This window comes from Enorma phocaeensis, from assembly GCF_900186505.1.
GTDB lineage: Bacteria > Actinomycetota > Coriobacteriia > Coriobacteriales > Coriobacteriaceae > Enorma > Enorma phocaeensis.
In genome coordinates, this window is sequence record NZ_LT891968.1 from 481,504 (window position 1) to 502,860 (window position 21,357).

Sequence of the window (21,357 nt, forward strand, 5' to 3'; positions counted from 1 at the left end):
CCCCACCTCCTAATGCTGGCCTACGACCGCGTTGGAGTACGCGGCGGCGATGCGTGCGTTCACTTGATTCGCGAGGCGGCTCTCGAGCTCATCGATTCTGGCGAGCATGGCCGCGTCGTCCTCATCGCTGCCTACGGTGCCGATCTGCCCGCGCAAACGGTCGAGCCCCTGCTCGACCACGCGGTAGAGCTCTTCCATCTCCGCCTTCTCGACACCGGCCCCCTCGAACTTGACCGCGTAGGTCTCCATGGCGTTCACCAGCAACGCGTAGCTATCGAGCTGCACCGTCTCGTTGGTGTCCGAGCTCACATTGCGTGCGAGATCGACCAGGTTGCCCCAATAGGTGGCGTACATCTCCTCGTCATCGTCGTCGGTGCGCACCGCCGTCGCGATGTCGGTCGTGAACTGCGCGATGCCGTAGTACACCTCGGCGCGGTCTTGATCCTCGAAGTTCGCGTCCTCGGCAGGGATGCGGAAGTACTCCATGGAGGCGCGGATGCGCGTGGTCTGGTTATCGTCGCTGTCCGGACCGGCCCCGTAGGAGTAGAAGTACCAGTAGAGTTTGCCGATCTCGAAGCTCAGCTCGGAATAGTCGCGGCTGCGCTGCAGGACGGTGAGGTTTTGCTGGTATACCGAGTTGAACTGGTCGCGCTCGCCCACGTCGAACTCGCCGTCGACCTTGTAGGTCTCGATGAGGCCCAGGTACGCCTCGATCGCATCGGGCCGGTACCCGATGGCCGCCAGATATGCCTCCGCGGCCGCCTCGGGATCGCTCTGGCGCTGGTCCACGCCCAGCTGCATCTGATATTCGAACCGCTCGGTAACCTGGACGGAGCGCACGACCATACAGGCCAGGCCGATCACCAAGAACATGATGGCCGCGGCCGCGGCCAGGCCGAACGTGCGGACGCGGCGCACCTGGCGCTCGCGGAACGAGCTCGTGAGCTGCTCGTAGCGCTCCAGATCGATCTCGAGCTCTTCGCAGGTCTGGTACCGGTCCGCAACCCCCATGGCGCAGCATTTGGGGATGATCACGCCGGCAAAGCCCTCGCTTGCCTGGGGGTTCACCGTGCGCACATCGGGGATGGGGCGCTCCTTGGAGGGCGCCTCGCCCGCAAGCAGATGCCATATGGTGGCGCCCATGGTGAAGATGTCGCTCCGCGGGTCGATATGGTCGACCGAGTCCATCTCGGGCGCAGCATATTCCCTCGTGCCGAAAAGCACCCGATCGCGCTCGGGGCCCTCCACGAGCTCGCGCGCGGCACCGAAGTCGATAAGCTTGATGTAGCCATCGGGGTGCAACATGATGTTGGCCGGCTTGAGGTCGCAGAAGACGATAGGTGGGCTCTGGCGATGCAGGTAGTCGAGGGCGTCGCACACCTGCAGCATCCAGCGGCGGACGTCCTCCTCCGCCTGCGGGCCCTGCTCGCGCACGCGCGTCTCGAGATCGATCCCCTCCACGTGGTCCATGACGACGTAGATGAAGTCCTCGGTCTTCTCGATATCGACGATGTTCACGATATTGGGGTGATCGAGCCGCGACAGCAGCTCAGCCTCGCGCGCGAGCGATTGCTCGATGGGGCGGCCGGCGCTGTCGGAGGCCTGGCGGTCGATCTCCTTGACCGCCCACTGCTTGTTGGTGAGCTCAAGGTCCGCCGCCAGGTACACGCGGCTCATGCCGCCCTTGCCTATGAGCGAGAGGATGCGATAGCGGCCTTTGAGCACATCGCCTACGTCGACGCTCCCCCCGCGCAGTGTCTCACCCATCACGAACGCACCTCCTCTGCATGGGCGCGCAGCACGATGCCGGTGATGTTATCCGCCTCGCCGCGCGCCATGACCAGGTCGGCGATGCGCATCAGGGCGCTGCTGGGCGTGCCCTCCGGCGCGGGGCTTTCCGGTGCGGTCCCCTCGGGCCCTGAGCCCCCGGGTATCATCCCCGCACCGGCGCGGCTCTCGCGCCATCTGCGCTCGCGTTCCCACGCCGCCGCATCGAGGACGCGGGGGCCGAGCGCGCCATACAGCTCACCAGCCGTTACCTCGTGCCTAAAGCCGTCGGAGCAGAGCAGGTAGATGGCATTGTTCTGCACGTTGCCGTGGATGAGCTGCGGCAGCACCTCGCGCGTGGAGCCCAGGCACTGCAACAGCACGTTGCGCTGCGGGTGCACGCGTGTCTCTTCTTCCGTTATGTTGCCCGCCTCGAGCTCGCGCTGCACAAGCGTCTGGTCGCAGGTGAGCTGCACGATCCCATCCGAGGTGATCTGGTAGGCCCTCGTATCGCCCACATGCGCGATGGAGTAGCGCCCGCCGATGGCGAGCATGACGGTGAGCGTGGTGCCCATGTTTGCCTGCGCGCTCATGCCATAGCGGATGAGCTGCAGGTTCATCTCCTGGACAAGACCCTTGAGCTGCCCGTCGACATAGAGCTCGAAGCCTTCTACGGAGGCGTCGAGCGCCTCGAGCGCAAGCGGCAGCTTGGTGTCGAACCACTCGGACAGCATGCGCGCCACCGCCGCGGACGCAAGCTCCCCCTTCTCGAGGCCACCCATGCCGTCGGCTACCGCCGCCATGGCGACATCGCCCACATGGGTTTCGGCGACCTTGATGAGATAGCTATCCTGGTTCGACTCGCGCGTGGCGCCTTGATCGGAATAGCCGACCCCTTCGAATATCACTCCTCGCTCCCCTCCTCGGATGCTTCGAGCACCTCGAACACGAAGGTCTCGTCACTCATGCGAATGCGGTCATCGTCTTCTAGGGCATAGCGTTTTCCCTGGTAGATGCGCTCACCGTTGAGATAGGTCCCGTTGCGCGAGCCGTCGTCCTCCACGCTGCATCCCTCGTCGCTGCAGAAGAACAGGGCGTGACTGCGCGAGACCGTGGTGGTATTGCGCACCTGGTAGCTGCTGTATTTCGACTTGCCGACCACGAAGCGCCTGCCGCGCACCTCGAAGCGCTCCTTTGTGGACAGGCGCGTGAGGAAATAGCGCCGGCGCGGCGCACGTTTGCGCACCGGTTCGCCCTCGGGATCGGAATCGGTCCGGTCGGCCGCAGGGGCGGGTTCGGGCTCGTCGGTCGCGGGGGTGCGGGCGAAAACGGGCGCTTGCTCCAGCGACACCGTGAGCAAGGTCTGCGCTCCCGAGGATGCATCGATGCACTGGTCTTCCCCGGCGATCACCTCGGTCTCGGGAATCTCCCCCCGGTTGCCCACAGAGATATCGCCCTCGCGCTTGGGCTTGGGCACCTGGGTCGTTATGGGCGTCTGCGAAACCGGAGATGTCTGCTCGCCTGCGCCCTGCACGCACGGATCATCGGCAGCCTTGGGAGCGGCATCCATGCCGCGCGGGGCATCCGTGACGCCTGGGATATGGTGGACATCGATGCCGGCGACCACGACGGTAGGCGTCCGCGAGATCGCGGGCCGCCTCGCCGGTGCGCCGGTGGCCTGCGCCTTGTTTACGGGCGCGGCAGCAGCCGAGATGCCGCCTGCCCCGACAGCAGGCGGCGACGAGACCACGGCAGCGCCTAGCCCCTGCGTCGCGGCGGGGGCGATCACCTCGGTCTTCTCGCCATGGAGCGCGCGCGACAGGCCGGCCGCCGGCGAGACGCGCTGCGCCGGTGCTGCCTGCATGTCGCTCGCCTGCATCTGGCTTGCGTACGACCTCGCGCCCAGGTTAACGGTGCCCCCCGGCACGGGTGCGGGCTTGGAGGACTCTTTGGGCACCACCCTGGCAGCCTCTTGCGCACGCTGCCGCCCATCCGTCTTGAACGGCCGGCACGATACGCTCGCAACCACCTGCTCTAGGTGCGTGGGAAACGCCATGATATCGAAGCGTTCGCGCTGTCTGAAAAACGCCAGGTACGAAGTCTTAACGCCCGTCGCGTCCTCATCGGCGGGGATGAGGGCCTCGCCGATTCCCTTGAAGAACCGCTCCGTGGCGTCGAGATTCACGGCCAAGCCGCTCACAGGGAGATATGTGAACCGCCACGTGCCCTGCTGGGCGTCGAACAGAGCACACCGCGCCTGGAACGAAAGGTTCTTGATCGGCAGCTGCTCGCGCACCAGAGCGCGCAAAAGGGCGGCCATATGGTCGAGGAGCGCGCATGCATCCCTCCCGCCCATAGGACGGAGCAGCCGCTGCTGCAGCGACTCCCCTGCCCCATAGAAGCGCAGGGTCATCCCGGTGCCATAAGGCTCCACCCGGAAGGGGAGCAGCTGGGGCACGCGCGACATGCGCGCTGCCAGCGCCTGATCGAGGGGATACTGCGGGCCCAGATGATATTCGAATTCCGGAACGGGCGCCCCCGCAGGAACCCCAGGTCGGGAGAACAATCGCATCAGAGCTCCATCCGTTCCTGGGAAGGCCGTGCGGGCGCGTATAGGCAAAACAGGTACGAGACGCGTCGCGCCAGCTCGATCACATCACCCGGGCGGAGCTCGAACGTGCTGCCCGCTCCTTCTCCGAGGCTGTCATACACCGGCTCGTACGCGTGGTCGGCGCCGCGGCGCAGCACGCGCGTGCCGTAGCGCGCATGTGCGTCTTCCACAAACCACCCATCGGCATAGGCGTATACGCGGCAATGTAGGCGTGACACATACGGATCGCTTTCGATGATGGTGGTGTCGGTGAATCTCCCGAGCGTGGCCACACCGTGCTCTATGGGCCAAAGGCCGAGCAGCTCACACGGGGCGGCGGGATCGATTTTCACCAAGCACCCTTGCGTGCTCGGCGCGGGCAGCTCCTGGTTGGACGGGGCGGCCACCGCGACGGGCGTGTCGCATACGAGCAGGTGCGCGAGCTGGTTGGGGATGCAGCCGAAGGCGAGCATATGAAGGAGCGCCTCGAACAGGACCGGTAGCGGGCTGTTCCCACAAGTGCACTGATGCCGTGCCCATGAGCCAAGGCCGCGCAGTTCGCGTTCGATACGGCTCACATTGAGCTCGGGACGGCCCGCCCTCGCCTCGCTTGCAAAGCCCTCGAGCAGCGAGGGGAAGAGGTCGACATCGATGACATCGAGCAGTTCGCAAACAGACTGGCTGGAGGCTTCGCTCACCCTGCAGGCAAGATCGCTTCCCGCGCTGACGAAGAGCTCGGGATCGTCTTGGAAGCGCTCGCGCATCTCTGCGGCATAGCGCGTTGAGTGGATCAAGCGCGAAAGGGCTGCCGCCGTTCGCTTGCGCACCAATGGGTTCGCGTGGTTCGCGTAGCGTGCGTTCGTGCCCACCAACGCGTAAATCGCCTTGTGGTTAACCGCGCCGCCGGTGATGATGCGTATACCCTCGGCGAAGCGGTAGAACGCGCTGTCCCACCCTTCTACGGTTTTCCGCTTTCGCGGGGAGCGCCCGTCATCTTGCCGATCGAGCGTATCCCCGGCTGCTCCCAAGGCACCCATTGCTCACCCCCAACAGTAAAACTGTACGCAGCGGCCTACTGCAGAGGTGTTGCGCAACAGCAGGGCGCGTCTTTGATGCAACGCCGGACACGCCTCGGGCTCAGGCGCGCAACGCCTGCTCCCCCTCTCCCAAACAGACAGCGACCTCGTGCAGGGCGCGTGCGATCTCGGTGAGCTCGGGCCGGTTGCCTGGAGCGACATCCATGCAGGCCACGAGCGTGGACAGGGCTTCTGCTGGCAGGTTTATCCACCTGCGGTCGCCACCCCTCCGGTATAGGAAGAGGTTGTCAAGCAGCGCATACGCCGTCTTGGCGGGAATGTTCTTCCTGCACCAAGCCAGCCAGGCATGTACCGACGCCTCACCCTGCTCGCCGATGGTCGCGGTCGCATAGGGCCAACTCCCCGAAAGCGCCTCGCACGCGATGATGCCCAAAGCCCACGCATCGCTTCGCAGGGTGACGAGCGCTTGCTCGCCAAAGAGCTCGGGCGCGCTATAGCCCGGCGTGCCAGGCGGCGCACCAGCCGGCAGGCCCATCGCGGCGACACCCACCCGCGCGTCGCGGAACCCCTCTTCAAACAGCACGAGGGTATCGAGATCCAGCAAGCAGGGGCGAAACCCTCCTGCAGCGCCATGAGCGGAGCACAGGAAGATGTTCTGGGGTTTCAGATCGAAGTTCACCAGCGCGGGTACCGGTTCACCTGCATGGTCCAAGCACTGCCCCCGCAGGCGCGCCAGGCCGTCCGCAAGCAGCGACAGCTGCTCGCACACCCAGGGTCGCGACAGCTCGTAGCTCTTCTTGACGCGCGCCCCCCTTCTACGGGAGATAACGCCCCAGTAGAGGGCATCGGCCAAGCTCGACCCCTCGAGCAAGGGAGTTACCAGAAAGAACGCCTCGTCGCCATCGGGGAACGCCATGTTACCGTGATGCAAGATGGGAGTGAGCGCGCCGGCGGGCGCACGACCGGGCCCGCCGCCCCACGCGCCGCCCCTCATAAGGCATGCGCGGATGATGCCGTCCTGGCGACCTATGAACTCATGGGGGCCACGGACGATCTTGAGAGCGCAGGCTATCCCGTGGCAGCCGTTCACCCGGTATTCCCCGCGGTACACACGGGCGTGCTCGGTCGCATGCATCTGCTCGGCAACAGCTACGCCCGCCGCGGCGCATATCAGCCTAAGCTTCTGCTCTTCAGCCGTCACAGATGGCATCGCCGCACGCTCCTTTTATATTGCTCCCCCCATAATATTCACGGAACGGATTCTTCGAAGATGACATGGGAACGGCGAGTTATGACATGGCGCCTACGATACGGCGCTAGCGAATCGTGAACTGCTCGGCACCGAGCTTGAGTGCGCTGCCGCGGCGGAGGGGGACCTCGGCACGCGGCATGATGCGCCTTCCGTCGACGAACACGCCGTTCGTCGAATCCATATCGGTCACGGCGCACGCTGCGCCCCGGCACGTGAAGCACGCATGCATGCGGCTGAGCCCGCGCGCGTCGGGTATGACGATGGAGCACGATTCGTCGCGACCTATGTCGTACACGCCCTCACCGAGCTGCCATGACGCACCGGTCGCCTCGCGGATGAGAATCCATGGCCGGGCAGCGGGCATGCCCATATCCGGCCTTATTCCTTGCCTCAAATCCGGGGACTGCCCGGCGGCCTTTGTGAAATCGAGGCCATGGGAGCTGCGCTGGCCAAGCTGGTCGGTGTCGAGCCAATCATAGCTCTGAGGTTCCTCGCGGTCGGCAGGCAGGGCCCCGTGTTCCACGAGGAACAGGCGGTATTGGCCGCTCGTGACCACGGCCGTGCCACGTGCGTACTCGAGAGCGGCTGTCCGCAGCACGCTCTCGTTCACCGTGTCCGCGCGCTCGCAAAGGTATGCCATCGCGTCGCTGATCCCCACCGTGCCGGTGGTGAACGACTGCAAAGGCACGTAGACGAAGCGCAGACGCCGCGCCTCGACATCGAAGAACAGCTGGGTGTGGTCGAGCGCTACCCGCTGGCGCTTGAGCTCGCACCGCTCGCAATCGCCGAGCAAGTCCAGGAACGATATGAGGAAGCTGCTCAGCTGCCCGGGTTCGAGTCCCATGGCGAGCACATCGTCGATACGCACGAGGTTCGACGGGTCGTACATGAAGCACCAGGTGCGACCGTGCTGCTGATACTCAAACGGCACGAACGAGACCGGCCGTCCATGAACCAGCCGCTGGATATCGGCGTAATCGACCGCGTCGTTTTTCCCGCTCTCGACCGTGATGGCGCGAACCTCTTTGCGCCTCGGTCCTTTGACCTTGAACTTCATAGCTACACCAGTACAAACCGATCGCCATCGGTGAAACCGATCTGCGCAACCGTCGCCTGGGGCATCTGAATCTCACCCGTGGGAACGTACATGAGCGCCGCATCCGCCGTGGCCCGGTAGAAATCGGGTTCAGCGACCTGCATGGCCCGTGCGACAAGCTCGGTAACCGTCTGCATGGGCATATCCGAGGGAACCCAAAAGTCATAATGCTTGCCCGTAGCGGGCAGCATGATATCGAACAGCACTTTCTGCATTGCTACCACCGTGCACCCCATGCATACGTTTCGTCGGATTCCAGACTCTCCTGCAAGCGATCCAAGCGCTGAGATTCATCGCGCAGGCTCTCAAGCTGCTCGTCGGCCTCTCCCATGAGATAATCCGACCCCGCTTGAACCACCTTGCCAGCCAAGTCGACGGTTCCTGCACCGGTAAACCCGTCGGCGATGCCGTCGTAGACGTACGACGCGCCCTCGCCGACGATCTTCACGCCCGTCTTCGCCTCATCGCTCTCGACCCCTTGCTCAACCATGTCGAAACCGAGACCTAGGGCCTGGCTACCAAGGAAAAGCTTGTCGCTTCCCGGCTTGAACGCATCGTCACCTTTGAGGACGCCTCGCTTGGTGTAGTCGTACTCGAGCATAAGCCCCGTGCCCTCGCCAACGCCCTTGCCGATGGCGTTCGCCGTCGACTGGACCTCATCCTCCTCGACGTCCGCATACACGTCTACCCCGGTCAGGACCTTACCGGTCTGTTCCACACGATCCAGCAGATCGTTCGAGGCGCTTATGAACCCCAGCGTGCTGACCGTGCCCTGGACCGCGAAGAGCAACGGGGTGGCTGCGCCGGCGGTCGCCACCATAGCCATCCCCGCCCCCACGACGATCGCAACCTGGGCGATGGTACCGACCACGCTCCAGCGCTTCTTTTCCTTCAGCGCTTGCTCGCGTTCGTATTCGATCTGGGCGTTCTTTACCGAGATGCTCCGCTCGAGCGACTCGGTGACGATCTTCTCGTTTGCGACCTGGTATTCACGACACCTGCCCAGCGCATCGGCTATCCCCAGCTCCTCGACGGTCTGCAAGAAACTTCCGGGCTGGTAGTCCACGATGGGCGCGGCGCTCTTAGCGCACGATGCGATCGCCTGGCTCAAGCCCGCGGCCACACGGTCGAAGTCGCCCTGCTCATTCGCGAGGGAGGCCGCTCCCTCACCATCCGCGTTGCCAACAGCCTGGCGCAAGGCCTTCGTCTTCTCGATGCACTCCTCGAACGCCGAACGCAGGTTGCCCGAAGAGGGAATGTCGAATGAGATGCCCTGGGGGAAGCTCTGTGCCGCGCGGGTCAGGTTGCGCTCCGCTTGAGCCAGCTGCTCGTCGCGGTAGGTAGCCATCTTGGAGCGCGCCGACCCGATCACCGACGACGGCCAACGCGCATCGTGGGCGTCCGCCCCCTCCTTGATCGGATCCTCCGCGAACCTCGACGAGAAATCGGTCGCATACGTCGTGCTAAGCTGATGCGCCAGGGTGGAGAGCGCCTCCGCCAAGCCTTGGTGCACGTCCTGGAAATACGATTTGGCAGCGAGTGCGGCCTGCCCCTGGAACGAATCGAGCCCCGACAAGGTGTTCACGGCGCTGTCAACGGATCGCATCGCCTCATCAAGGGCCTGCTCATACTCAGCGTATAGCCTCTGATGGTCGTTGACCTCTATGTATCTGATGTCGTAATCAGCTGCCATGCTTTCCCCTTCTATGCGCCTGGGTCCGCCGCTGCCGGTTCATGCGCCGTGCGCACCGCACCCGCCGCGCCCTACCTGCTAGTGGTTCGCCTGACGTTTGACGGCGCCGAGCGCATCCGCCCCGACGGAGGCGCCCCCTGCCGCAAAAGCCCCCGCCGACGCCCTATCCTGCTCCTCAAGGTTCTGGATGAGCGCATCGAACTCGCGAGCATCGGATTCCAGCAGATCGCAATAGCTCTTGACCAGCTTCTTGAACTCCTTGGCACGTGCGCGGAACTCCTTGAGCGCCTGGGAGTTCGACGATTTATCGCCCAGCGAGAGCTTTACGCCATCGACCGAAACGCGAGCGGCGTCTATCGTCTTCTGCGCCTGGTGCAGCTCGGCGAACTTAGCTTTTATCTGCGTTCCCATACCTCGCTCCTCAATCCTGCCGCCGGCTTACGCGTCAACCCATCAACTCGCCGAGCGCTCTGCTCAGCTCGTTCAACCTGTTGTCGAACCCTGTTATGGCTTCGGCAATCACGTTGACCTGCAGCCTCAGATCCCAGATCTTGCTCGAGATCCGATCCTCAAGCTCGTCTATAGCTTCGCGATAGCGGTGGGCCTTGGCGTATACCTGATAGCGCTGGCTACCGAAACGCTCGCGGGAGCGTCCCTTCCACGCATCATCCGGGTTATACGTCTTGAACGTGTCCTCAATCTCCCGCGCTTCCCTCTTTGCGCTCTTCACGTAGGCCAGCGCGATTTCCAGATCGTCGATCTGCTGTTTGAGCCTTTCGTTTTCCGCGCTCTCCTCACGGTACCAACGCTCGATCGCGGACATCTCCGCGCGGATCTCGGACTCCGTAGCCATGCCCGCCTCCTACCACTCGTTATTCGGCGCGGGGTCGGCCTTGGGGATGGTCAGCTTGGGGAGCAGCTCCTGCAGGTCGGCCACGACCTTCGCGTTCTCCTCGTTCTCGAATCCGCGGAACAGTACCTGGTCTATCAGTTCATGGTTGGTGTAGATCATGGTATCGCGCAGCATTCCCTCGGGGTAGAGCACCAGGCCGTAGTCGTAGTACTCCGTCTTGCCCTCGTCGGATTTATAGGCGAGCGCGCGCGAGACGATCATCAGGGTCTTCGGGCTCCCTTGGATGGTCACCACCGATCCGAGCGGGTAGAATTCATGGCTCTCGATCATCGGGCTACTCACTCCCCTCATCACCGGCGGCGCTACGAACCAGGCGAACCAGCCTGGGGGTGCCGCCCTCTATGGCATAGCCGCGCTCCGCGCGCATGGCGTGGTCGGGCACGAACTTCGTGTACGACACGTTGAACGCCGTCTGGGCCTCGATGCCGGGGCCGATCCAGAGGCCATCCCTGTTGGTCATCTGGGCTTTGAACCAATCGTCATAGCCGTAGGAGACATCTGCCGCCGCATCGAAGAGCATGACGCGGACCGCATCGGTAAGGGCGAGGCTCTGCAGGTGCTGCTTGGCGAGCGTTGCCGTCTCGCGATCGCCCGAGCTCAGGAGCCCGGCTATGCCGGTGACGATGACCAGCGTCGTATGCGCGCCCTCCTCCGCCTGCTTCGTCGGCAGGCTGCCCGAGAGCGCCGACGCAAGGTAGGCCAGGCCCTGGTCGTGCTTGCGCGTGGCGAACGAGCATCCTTCCGGTTTGGTTGCGCCGAAGAGCTGCGCGGCATCCACGAGCGCCACGTCCCACGCGGGCAGATTCGCGGCAACAGCCACGAGCGCGTGAAGGAACGCCGCACCGCTTTTGCGCCGCTGGTACAGGACGCGGACCATAGCCGCCTCGTCGAAATCGAAGCCGGCGGACTCGAGGGTGTCCTCGTACAGACCGTAGGGCATGTACAGGGCATGCACCGGCTGGACGAGCAGGGCATCAAGATCGATGTGCTCGGGCACCGTGGGGACGGGCTGCGCCTGGGGCAGGCCAGCCGCCTCATGCGCGCGCAGCAGACGCTCGCCCAGCGCCGCGGCGGCGCCGTAATCATCGCCCGTGCGGCTCAGCTGCGCCGCCTGGAACTCGAAGATGCCCTCGTCCGTGAGGGTGAGACCACGCCCGTAGCCGCGCGGCAGGGGGATGCCGCGCATCGACCCGAATACCGTCCCGTACTCGGTGGGATCGCTTGGGTCGCACACGAGGATCTGGCGGAACGTCTGGCGCATGCGGATGCGCAACGACGACGACCCCGGGGCGGAGGCGATCACATAGATGCCGCTGCGGCCCGCCTCGCGCAGGAAGCGCACCAGGCGCTCCTCGAGCTGCGGAGCGGCCTCCGTGAATGCCGGAAGGCCGTTGAGCACCACGACGATCGCCGGCATCGCGCCACCGGCCGCGATGTAGCGGTCGAACGATCCGCCGTACTGCGCGAGCTGGGCGCGGCGCCGTACCTGCACGCCTTCGATCAAGTCGAAGAAGCGACGCGCCTGCTCCTCGTCCTCAGCGCATACCACGCCACCCACCTGCGGAGCTTGCGCGAATGCGCGCATCGACTCGCTGCCGAAATCAAGCACGTAGGCGTTGAGCTCGGTCGCGTCGAAATCTTGCAGCATGCCGTAGAGCGCCGAGCGCAGCACCTGCTCCGCACCGGTCTCCGCCGAACCGTAGACAAGCGCGCTGCCGTTCCGGGTAAGGTCGAGCACCAAGGGCCCCTGGCGCTGACGCTGCGGGTCGTCGAACTCACCCACCACCGGCGCGATGCTAAACGCCTGCGCATCGGCGATGCCGCCGCACGGCACGCGGTACTTTGCCGCCACCTCGTCGACGACGATGCGAGCCGGGATGGGCTCGAGCCAGAGCTGGCGCGCCCGCAGGCCCTCTTCGGCTGCGACGCGCTCGACCATGCGCAGCACCGCCACCGATTCCGGCCCCGTCTCCTCGGTATCAACCGCATGGTCGGGCTTGACCGAGACCAGCTGCCGGCCCGTGTCGGAGATGAGCGTGACCGCCTCATCGCGTGTGGCGATAAAGCGCTCGCGCGGAGTATAGCACGCCCCCGCGTAGGCCGCCTGGCCCAGCGCTGAGTACTCGTTATAGCCCACCAGCAGGAAGAACCTGCCCGCCTGCGAGAACGAGGCGGCGTCCGGGCGGCGGATCATCTCGCGCGAGTCGGCCTCGTCGGCGACCTTGAGGCAGACCTTGAAGCGCGCGTTGCTCCAGATCTGGTCGTTCACCACGCCTGACGGCTTCTGGGTGGCAAGCACCAGATGCACGCCGAGCGAGCGACCGATGCGCGCAGCGGAGATCAGCTCGTCCATGAAGTCCGGCTCCTGCTGCTTGAGCTCGGCGAACTCGTCCGCGACGATGAAGAGGTGCGGGCACGGCTCGGTCATCTTGCCCTGACGGAACAGGTCGAGGTAGGTGTAGATGTCCACATTGTCGCCGCCCACAGCATCGCGCGCGCGGTTGAAGAGTGCCTGCCTGCGCTTGAGCTCGCTTTGAATCGACACCAGGCTGCGCTTGATCGCCGCGCCGTCGAGGTTCGTGATGACGCCCGCCAGATGCGGGAGATGCACATGTTCGTTGTCGAAGGCCTTGGCAAGACCGCCGCCTTTGTAGTCGATGAGGACGAAGGCGACGTCGTTGGGCGAATAGGTGATCGCCATGGACAGGATCCAGGTGATGATGAACTCGCTTTTGCCCGAACCGGTGGTTCCCGCAATCAAGCCATGGGGACCGTGGAACTTTTCGTGCAGGTTGAGCATGAGCGGCTCGCCCTGCGCGTCCACGCCCACCGGGCACGCCAGCGTTGCCGAGGCGTTGCTCTCGCGCCAGCGGGCGGCAATACTCAGATGCTCGACGCTGCCGGCTCCCTCAAGCTCCAGGAAGCCCAGGTGGTCGGGGATGTGCTGCGCGGCGACCTCGACATCGAGCTTGACCCTGCCCATGGCGAACGCAAAGCCCTGCGCCAGGTCGCGCGTGACGCCGATATCGGGAACGAATTCCCTGCGGTTTCCCAGCGGGTCATCGCGATCGAGCTGGTAGGAGCCCTCGTGACCAAGGTGTATCACGCTACGGCACTCTTTGGGAAGGTCATGCATGTCGCGTGCGATAGCGATAAGCGAGACGCCCAGGTTCTCGCGGCTCTCGACGATGGAGCGCACCAACCCCGAGGTATCGGCGATGTCCTCGGAAGCGCATACCACCACGTAGTACGGCTGGGCGTCGCGTGCCTCGAAGACATCGGCAGCACGGCGGGCATCGAGCACGCGCTCCATGTACATGCCCAGCTCGCTTGCCTCCTCCATGCCGCACGCCGTGAAGCGTACGCTGCGCTCGCCCGAGAAGCAGTGGGGCAGGTGCCAGGCAAAGGACCACTCGTCGCGCTCGGCCCCATCGCAAAGCACCATGAGCTTGACATCGTCGTAGCTGCACAAGGCGGCGATCTGCACCATGATCCCGCGAACGAAGCTGCGGGCGAGCTCGCGGTCGCCCACCACGCCGAGCACCGGCTTGTCGATAAGGGAGTAGGCGACGGGCACCTCGCGCAGGACGCGCGGCTCGCGCGCCTGGGCATCAACGGCATCGCGGACGTCATCTTCCACGACCGAGAAATGCGATTCGGGGAAGCGGATGTTCGCCTGCAGCGGCTCGCTGCCCAGGCCCAATCGCACGGCGAGGTAGTCGTCATGCAGCGCCGTCCGATCCATGAGTTCAGGGCTACCCGTGTACGCGCGCTCCAGGCACGCCTGCACGGGGATGCGGTTCTCGCAAAGGATCTGGCGCTGCAGGTTCTCCTCCTCCGCGATGGAGGTGAGCTTGCTGCTGAGGTATTGGGAATAGGCCGCGCGACGGCGTGCCTCATCTTCACGGCGCTGGCGTGTCTGGCTTCGAGAACTCAAAATGGGCCAGAGCACGCTACCCGCGAGCATGGCCACGGCCATGCCGATCATAGGGACGGCACGGATCATGGAACCGCCCTGGTCGGCAAGCGTGCTCACGGAAACCATGGCCGAGAGCACCGAGGCCAGCACCATGACGAGCGACGGGCCTATGCGCATGGCGAGGGACATCTTCTCTTCTGCCGGTGGCTGCGGCGGGGCATCGATCACGAAGTCCTTGGGCTCAATCGACCGCGCGAAACGGAGCGCCGGATAAAAGTAGGCTGGTTTTGCGTCCTGTTCTGACGTGGGCGCCTCGACAGGGACCGCTCGATAGCGCACGAAGGATTCGCGGACGCGCACCGCGCCCCCAGGGCAGTTGCATGAGAACAACCCCTTACCCACCGTGATGCGCTCGTCGAGGAAGGCTACCACATCGCCGTACGCCAATCGATACGGCACGCCCGCACGGATGCGCGCCCCGTTGACGAAGACGCCGTTTTGCGACCGCTCATCTTGCACGGTCCAAACGCCCCGTTGGTACGCCAGGGTCAGGTGGAGCGCGGACACGAAGGGGTTGTCATAGCAGACGTCATTTTCGGGCGCACGGCCCACGGTGATGACGCCGTCCCCGGTAAAGCCGAAGATCTGGGTCTCTTTCGTTCCCGGTGAGTCGGGATAGAACACCAGGCACCAGGTTTCGCCGCTCGCGGAGTCGAGGTTGAGCACCATCGACTCCCGCGGCGTCAACGCGAGCGCGCCTCCGGCACCATCCATCCCGCGCACGTTCATGCCTCCGGCGGGCTCGATGTGCCAGAAGCCCTCCCTACCTTCGATAAACGCAAGACGCGTGCCCGCTGCGTCCTCGATCCAATGCGCACCGGCGACCGTTTCCGGCAACGCCCGCGTGCGCAGACGCTCGCGAGACTGGACGGTGACGATCATCAGCCGCGCAAAGCTGCAGCAGCAGCGCGGTCGGCCTCTTCTTTGTTGCTCGCCTCTTGGTTCAGGGCGCGCGAAATCTCCTCCAGCATCCTCTGAGTGCGCTCGAGGCCCGGTTTGAACTCGCCGAGGTAACGCTCAGAGTACGCATCGGAAGCCTGGCCCTTCCATTCCGCTTGGAGATTCGCAAGCAGGGCGTCCATGTTGCGGACGACGTCGCCGATCGTCTTCGCCTGGGTATCGCACTCACGCGCACGACCACGCATCGCATCAGGGGAAATCAGGATCTCGTTCGAAGCCATGGCAAACCTTCCCTTCGTCCGTGCGCCCTATGCGCACCATGCTTTCATTGTGCGCACGAACGAACTTCCGGGCTGTTGTGCAACAGCTCGGGGGCCTGGTGGGAGCGCACCTCGTCATGACACGCGGGGGAACGTAGGAGGACCCGTAAAGCACCCATCCGCAAGGCGCCCCATACAGGAAAAGCATCGCACGTTCGTCAAATCCAGCGCATTTCCAAGCGCTTTTGACGTTCATGCGATGCTTTTCAATCCGGAGCCTCGACGCAGCTTGCCGTTCGATCACGACGGCAAGCTGCGACGCCGCGAAGGAAGCGCTACATCAGCTCGCAGACGTTCCGCGCGAAGGCGACTGGGTCCTCGGGCAGGATGCCCTCGACCAAGAGAGCCTGGTCATAGAGGAGCCCAGCGTACAAGCCGAGCTTCTCGGTATCGCCAGCCTCCTGGGCTGCGACGAGCTTAGCGACCACGGGATGCTTGGCATTGAGCTCGAGCACGCGCTGGGTGCTCGGCAGGTCCTCGGTGTCCGCTTCGGGGCCGCGCTTCAGCACCTTCTCCATCTCCAGCGAGAGCGGACCCTCCGTGGAGATGCAAGCGGGCGCGCTCTGCTCCCCCACCAGGCGCGAGGACACGGCAACCTTCTCCACCTTGTCTCCCAGCGCATCCTTCATCGCCTCGAAGAGGTCGGCATGCTCCTTGGATGCTTCCTCAGCTTCTTTCTTCTCGTCCTCGGTCGCTAGGTCAAGATCGCCCGACGCGACGTTCTTGAGCTCGAGGTGACGGTCCTCGGTCTCGGGCTCGGCACCGTCGGCCACCGCCTTGGCAGCGGCCTCGCGAGCTGCCTCGTCTTCATAGAGCTTCGGCATGTCCTTTGCCACATACTCACGCATGGCCTGGAACGTGAACTCATCCACATCCTGCGTGCAGAGCAGCACGTCATAGCCACGCGCGAGCACCCCCGTCACCACGGGCATCTTGGAGAGGCGTTCGCGGTCGTCGCCCGCGGCGTAATAGATGGCTTTCTGGCCTTCGGGCATGGCGGCGGCGTACTCAGAGAGCGTAACCATCTTCTGCTCCTTGGCGCTCCAGAAGAGCAGCAGGTCGGCAAGCTCGTCTGCTTTCATGCCGTAACTCGAGTAGATACCGTACTTAAGCCCGCGGCCAAAGTTCTCGAAGAACTTCTCATACGCCTCGCGGTCATCGTCGCGCATGGCGCCGAGCTCGGTGGTGATGCGCTTCTCGATGCGGCGAGCGATAGCGTGCAGCTGGCGGTCGTGCTGCAGAGTCTCACGGCTGATGTTGAGCGAGACATCGGCGGAGTCGACGATGCCGCGCACGAAGTTGTAGTAGTCCGGCAGCAGGTCGGCGCACTTCTCCATGATCATGACGTTGGAGCTGTAGAGCGCCAAGCCCTTCTCATAGTCCTTGCTGTACAGATCGAAGGGCGCGCGACCAGGAATGAACAGCAAGGCGTCGTACTCGAGCGTGCCCTCAGCGTGGAAGCTGATCGTGCGCGCCGGCGCCTCGAAGTCGTGGAACGTGCTCTTGTAGAACTCGTCGTAGTCCTTCTGCTCAACCTCACTTGCGCGCTTCTTCCAGATAGGCGTCATCGAGTTGATGGTCTCGAGCTCCTGATAGTCCTCATACTCGGGCTTGTAGTCGTCGCCGGCATCCTCGGGCTTGGGCTTTTGGCGGCTCTTGGTGACCATCATCTGGATGGGATAGCGCACGTAGTTGCTGTAACGGCGGATGAGCTCCTTGAGCTCCCACTCAGTCAGGTAGCGATCGTAGTTCTCACCGGGCTCGGCGGGCTCGCCAGGCTGCGTGGGACGGGCAGGCTCGTTATCGCGCAACGTCAGGATAACGTCCGTGCCGTGCTCGGCGCGCTCGCCGTCCTCGATGGTGTAGCCCTCCATGCCATCGGACTCCCATACGTGAGCCGCATCCTCGCCATAGGCGCGACTCACCACGCGCACATTCTTGGCAACCATGAAGGCAGAGTAGAATCCCACGCCAAACTGGCCGATGATATCCACCGCGTCGCCCTGGCTCTGGGCGTTTGCCTCCTTGAACTCCTCGGAACCGGAATGGGCGATGGTGCCCAGGTTGCGCTCGAGCTCCTCGGCGGTCATGCCGATGCCGTTGTCGGAGACGGTGATCGTGCGCGCATCCTTATCGAAGCTCACGCGAATCGCAAGGTCCTCCTGCTTGACGTCGAGCGACTGGTCGGTAAGGCTCTTGAAGTTGAGCTTGTCCACCGCGTCCGACGCGTTGGAGATGAGTTCGCGCAGGAAGATCTCCTTGTTGGTGTAGATGGAATTGATCATCAGGTCGAGGAGCTTCTTGCTCTCTGTCTTGAACTTGCGCATGTGCTGCGTCCTTCCCATGTTGCCGCATGCGGCCACGCCGCGTGCGCTATGTACCGACCACATGGTACCCATATGGGCACGCATAAAACCTTAGCGTACAAGACTTAGATTATCTACATGCCCTCCAATTTGATTGAGAAGCGATCCTGGGAAGCATGCGTAACGAGCGCCGTGACACGACCCGCGAGAAGCGAATCAGCCGAAACGCAGGATGCCCCCGGCAGCAAAGCCGCCGAGGGCATCACAACAAGTGTCTATGGTTGCTGGAGCGGGGGGATGAGCGCAAGCGCGGCGTGCGCTCCGCAACCAGCTGCAGCTATCCGCGTCACCGGACCTACAGCACAACCATAGCGACGGTGAGAAATGCGGTGAGCACCACGCCGAGACCGACCACATAGGGCATGATGAACTTCACGAACGTGGTGTACTCGATCTTGGAGATCGCAAGGCCGGCCAGCAAGACGCCAAACGTTGGCGTGAAGAGCAGGATCAGACCGTGAGCAACGACGTAGATGAGGATCATGACCTCGGGCGCAAGGCCAAGCTGGATGGCCAGCGGCCCCATGATGGGCATGGACACGGTGGCCATACCGGAGCTCGAGGGAATCACGAAGGATAGCAGCAGGTACAGGGCGGTCGATCCAACGGAGAAGATCGCGGCGGGGACGTTCGCGAGCGCGCCCGCACGCAGGGAATCGGCACGTACGTCGAATTATAGGATAGAGCTGTAGGAACGGCCGTGCCTCGGCGAGCTGCCAGGCGCGGCCTCGCCGCATAGGGCGGCATATCGACCGACCGCGAATGCAGACAGGAGAACAACCATGAAGATCAAGGATTTCGGTGTCGAGCAGTGGATGAATGCTTGGGAGACCAAGTGCACGCACAACGTGGCAGAGACCTGCGTCTACTCGCTCAGCCTCGATGAGCTCTTCGAGCTCACCGGCACGGATCCCCAAGAGTTCTACGGAAAGATCTCGAGCCGCCGCTTCACCTACGGTGACATCGAGGGATCGCCGGCCTTCCTCGAAGGGGTCAGCAAGCTCTACCGCACGGTTAAACCCGAGCACATCATCCCCACCCACGGAGCGGCGGGCGCCAACTCGCTCGTACTCACCACGCTCGTCGGCCCCGGTGACCACGTGGTCTCGATCATGCCAACCTACCAGCAGCTCTACTCCATCCCCGAGATGTGCGGCGCCAAGGTCGACATCCTGCATCTCGATCCCGCCAAGCACTACCACGTGGACATCGCCGAGCTCGAGGCCCTCGTGACCGACGAGACGAAGGCGATCTGCATCAACAACCCCGACAACCCCACCGGCGCCCTGCTCAGCACAGAGGAACTCGAGGCCATCGTCGAAACCGCGCGCAAGCACGATGCCTGGCTCGTCTGCGACGAGGTGTACCGCCTGCTCACGCAGGAGGACGTCTACCCCGAGTCCGCCATCGATCTCTATGACAAAGCTGTCGTGACCTCATCGATGTCCAAGGTGTGGTCGCTCGCCGGCATCCGCCTGGGTTGGTGCATCACCAAGAGCCCCGAGCTCCGTCATGACCTGCTCTCGCATCGTGATTACAACCTCATCTCGTGCGGCATGTTCGACGAGGCGGTCGCCGCGCTCGCGCTCGGGCACGCCGACAAGATCTTGGAGCGCAGCCGCCGCATCGTGCGCCAGAACCTCGCCGCACTCGAGGAGTGGGTCAACGCCGAGCCGCATCTCTCGTTCGTAAAGCCGGAGGCGGGTACCACGGCATTGGTCTACTACGACTACGACATCGACTCGTATACCTTCTGCACCGACATGATCAAGGTCTCCGGCGCGCTCGTCACCCCGGGCGATTGCTTCGAGGAGCCCAAGAGCATGCGCATCGGCTACGCGTACTCCGACAACGTCGCGGACCTGAAGCGCGGACTCGCCGCCATCTCAGAATATATGCGCACCCTGGAGTAGCGGGCGAGACGTCGGCATATGGCGCCCATCGCACTGACCGCGAAGGGCATCGCACCGGCCTCGGCGCGGTAGCGCTGGGGCCGGTTTCGCCATGCCGGGAACCTGCTACATCTCGGGCAGGTCCTGGACGGGAAAGGTCACGGTGATGCAGGTGCCCATGCCAAGCTCGCTCGCCAGGTCGATGGTCGCGTTGTGGAACACAGCCGCGTGCTTTACGATAGCGAGCCCCAACCCCGTGCCGCCGCGCGCCTTGCTGCGGCTCTTGTCCACGCGATAGAAGCGTTCGAACACCTTGGGCTGCTCCTCCGGCGCGATACCGATTCCCGTATCAACCACCTGGATGTAAGGGTGGCCCTCGACGTCGATTCCGCATCTGAGCGTGACCGTGCCCTGGGGCAGGTTGTAACGGATGCCATTGCTCGCCAGGTTGTAGGCGAGCTCGTCGATCAGGCGCGGCACGCCGAGCACCATCGCAGGCTGGATATCCAGGATGATGGTCACTTCCGCTCGCGAGGCCATCTGCTCCAATCGCTGCTGGATAGACTCGAGCATGCGTGGCAGGTCGACCGGCTCGACCGACCCCAGGACCGAAGCCGAACCATCCAGTTCGGAGCGCTCGGCCTCGTCGAGGTTGGAGAGCGTGAGGATATCGTTTACGAGCGAGGTCAGGCGGCCTGCCTCCTTGTGGATGCGCCCGCCGAAGTCACGCAGGTCGGCCTCATCTGCCACCATGCCGCCGGCGATGAGCTCGGCGTAGCCAGAGATCGTGGTGAGCGGCGTCTTGAGCTCATGCGTGATGTTGGCAGTGAACTCACGGCGCATGCGGTCGTTGTCGGCCAGCGCGCGCATCTGCTGCTTGAGCTCCTGCCGCTGGCTCTCAATACGGTCCAACATAGGCATCATCTCTGAGTAAACGGCATCGTTATTCCTACGGGGATGGTCGAGGTCGACCTCTTGGAGCGGCGCGATGATCGTGGCGGCGAAGTGACGCGCGGCGATGAACGACAGGCAAAGCACCGCGATCGCCAGCATGATGAAGGGCACGGCGAGCGACACGAGCACGGCAAGGAATCCATCCTGCTCTTGGGCGAGGCGCACCACCATACCGTTATCCAGACGCACCGCCTGGTAGAGCATGACCTCGCCGAGTGTGGAGCTCGAACGCTCGGACGTACCGGCGCCATCTGCAAGCGCCGCAGCGATTTCGGGGCGCCGGGCATGGTTTTCCATTCCCTCAGCAGGCTCCTCGCTGTCATAGAGCACGGTGCCGTCAGCCGCGACGAGCGTGACGCGCTTTCCCTCGAGCGAGAGGCTCTCGATCGTCGCTATGTCGTCATCGGTCTGGTCGAGCGCAGTGGCCAACGTCACGGCCTCGTCGTGGAGCTCGAAGCGAGTCACATCGGCGAGGTTTCGTTGCAGGTACGCCGTACCGGCGACCGTAAGGACCACGACGACCGCGAGCGCGACCGCGAAGATGGTCCCGAACACGCGCCTGAACAGCGACCGCTTATTCCCGATGGGACTCATGGGC

17 protein-coding genes are annotated in these 21,357 nt (G+C 64.0%); 1 reads left to right on the forward strand and 16 read right to left on the reverse strand.

The features are described from left to right. Positions 1-9 precede the first annotated feature (9 nt). The 15 genes from C1717_RS02555 to C1717_RS02625 all read right to left on the reverse strand — a co-directional run bounded on the left by C1717_RS02555 (position 10) and on the right by C1717_RS02625 (position 18,565). Complete coding sequence (locus C1717_RS02555; RefSeq protein WP_102371670.1) at positions 10-1,767, reverse strand: serine/threonine protein kinase; 1,758 nt, start codon at positions 1,765-1,767, stop codon at positions 10-12. After that, positions 1,767-2,675: a PP2C family protein-serine/threonine phosphatase gene (locus C1717_RS02560; RefSeq protein ID WP_180965811.1), complete on the reverse strand. Its 909-nt coding sequence runs from the start codon at positions 2,673-2,675 to the stop codon at positions 1,767-1,769. Before C1717_RS02560 ends, C1717_RS02555 begins: the two co-directional genes overlap by 1 nt. Next, a complete protein-coding gene (locus C1717_RS02565; RefSeq protein ID WP_102371672.1) occupies positions 2,672-4,339 on the reverse strand; it encodes an FHA domain-containing protein in 1,668 nt (555 codons plus the stop codon). Before C1717_RS02565 ends, C1717_RS02560 begins: the two co-directional genes overlap by 4 nt. Further along, positions 4,339-5,394, reverse strand: coding sequence for an FHA domain-containing protein (locus C1717_RS02570; protein WP_102371673.1), 1,056 nt, complete (start codon positions 5,392-5,394; stop codon positions 4,339-4,341). Before C1717_RS02570 ends, C1717_RS02565 begins: the two co-directional genes overlap by 1 nt. 100 nt (positions 5,395-5,494) lie before the next feature. Continuing rightward, a complete protein-coding gene (locus C1717_RS02575; RefSeq protein WP_102371674.1) occupies positions 5,495-6,604 on the reverse strand; it encodes a protein kinase domain-containing protein in 1,110 nt (369 codons plus the stop codon). A gap of 106 nt (positions 6,605-6,710) precedes the next feature. Beyond that, positions 6,711-7,703 carry an FHA domain-containing protein gene (locus C1717_RS02580; protein ID WP_102371675.1) on the reverse strand — a complete coding sequence of 331 codons (993 nt, stop codon included), beginning with the start codon at positions 7,701-7,703 and terminating at the stop codon, positions 6,711-6,713. A 2-nt stretch (positions 7,704-7,705) separates the two neighbouring features. Next, positions 7,706-7,957, reverse strand: coding sequence for a hypothetical protein (locus C1717_RS02585; RefSeq protein ID WP_102371676.1), 252 nt, complete (start codon positions 7,955-7,957; stop codon positions 7,706-7,708). Between the two features lie 2 nt (positions 7,958-7,959). Further along, positions 7,960-9,435, reverse strand: coding sequence for a T7SS effector LXG polymorphic toxin (locus tag C1717_RS02590; RefSeq protein ID WP_102371677.1), 1,476 nt, complete (start codon positions 9,433-9,435; stop codon positions 7,960-7,962). Positions 9,436-9,513: 78 nt separating this feature from the next. Further along, positions 9,514-9,846 carry a DUF5344 family protein gene (locus C1717_RS02595; RefSeq protein WP_102371678.1) on the reverse strand — a complete coding sequence of 111 codons (333 nt, stop codon included), beginning with the start codon at positions 9,844-9,846 and terminating at the stop codon, positions 9,514-9,516. Between the two features lie 34 nt (positions 9,847-9,880). Next, positions 9,881-10,288, reverse strand: a complete 408-nt coding sequence (locus tag C1717_RS02600) for a DUF5082 family protein (RefSeq protein WP_102371679.1) — start codon at positions 10,286-10,288, stop codon at positions 9,881-9,883. 9 nt (positions 10,289-10,297) lie between these two features. Beyond that, positions 10,298-10,618, reverse strand: a complete 321-nt coding sequence (locus C1717_RS02605) for a DUF4176 domain-containing protein (RefSeq protein WP_180965812.1) — start codon at positions 10,616-10,618, stop codon at positions 10,298-10,300. Positions 10,619-10,622: 4 nt separating this feature from the next. Continuing rightward, positions 10,623-15,209, reverse strand: coding sequence for a type VII secretion protein EssC (essC, locus tag C1717_RS02610; RefSeq protein WP_102371681.1), 4,587 nt, complete (start codon positions 15,207-15,209; stop codon positions 10,623-10,625). Further along, on the reverse strand, positions 15,209-15,508 hold the full coding sequence (locus C1717_RS02615; RefSeq protein ID WP_102371682.1) for a WXG100 family type VII secretion target: 300 nt from the start codon (positions 15,506-15,508) through the stop codon (positions 15,209-15,211). Before C1717_RS02615 ends, essC begins: the two co-directional genes overlap by 1 nt. Before the next feature lie 314 nt (positions 15,509-15,822). Continuing rightward, positions 15,823-17,874, reverse strand: a complete 2,052-nt coding sequence (htpG, locus tag C1717_RS02620; protein ID WP_102371683.1) for a molecular chaperone HtpG — start codon at positions 17,872-17,874, stop codon at positions 15,823-15,825. A 334-nt stretch (positions 17,875-18,208) separates the two neighbouring features. Then, complete coding sequence (locus C1717_RS02625; RefSeq protein ID WP_102371684.1) at positions 18,209-18,565, reverse strand: hypothetical protein; 357 nt, start codon at positions 18,563-18,565, stop codon at positions 18,209-18,211. Between the two features lie 130 nt (positions 18,566-18,695). Here C1717_RS02625 and C1717_RS02630 point away from each other — a divergent pair, with 130 nt between their 5' ends. Continuing rightward, on the forward strand, positions 18,696-19,826 hold the full coding sequence (locus tag C1717_RS02630; protein ID WP_102371685.1) for an aminotransferase: 1,131 nt from the start codon (positions 18,696-18,698) through the stop codon (positions 19,824-19,826). Between the two features lie 105 nt (positions 19,827-19,931). On the opposite strand, the gene C1717_RS02635 is transcribed toward C1717_RS02630, so the two are convergent. Continuing rightward, positions 19,932-21,353, reverse strand: a complete 1,422-nt coding sequence (locus C1717_RS02635) for a sensor histidine kinase (RefSeq protein WP_102371686.1) — start codon at positions 21,351-21,353, stop codon at positions 19,932-19,934. Positions 21,354-21,357 lie beyond the last annotated feature (4 nt).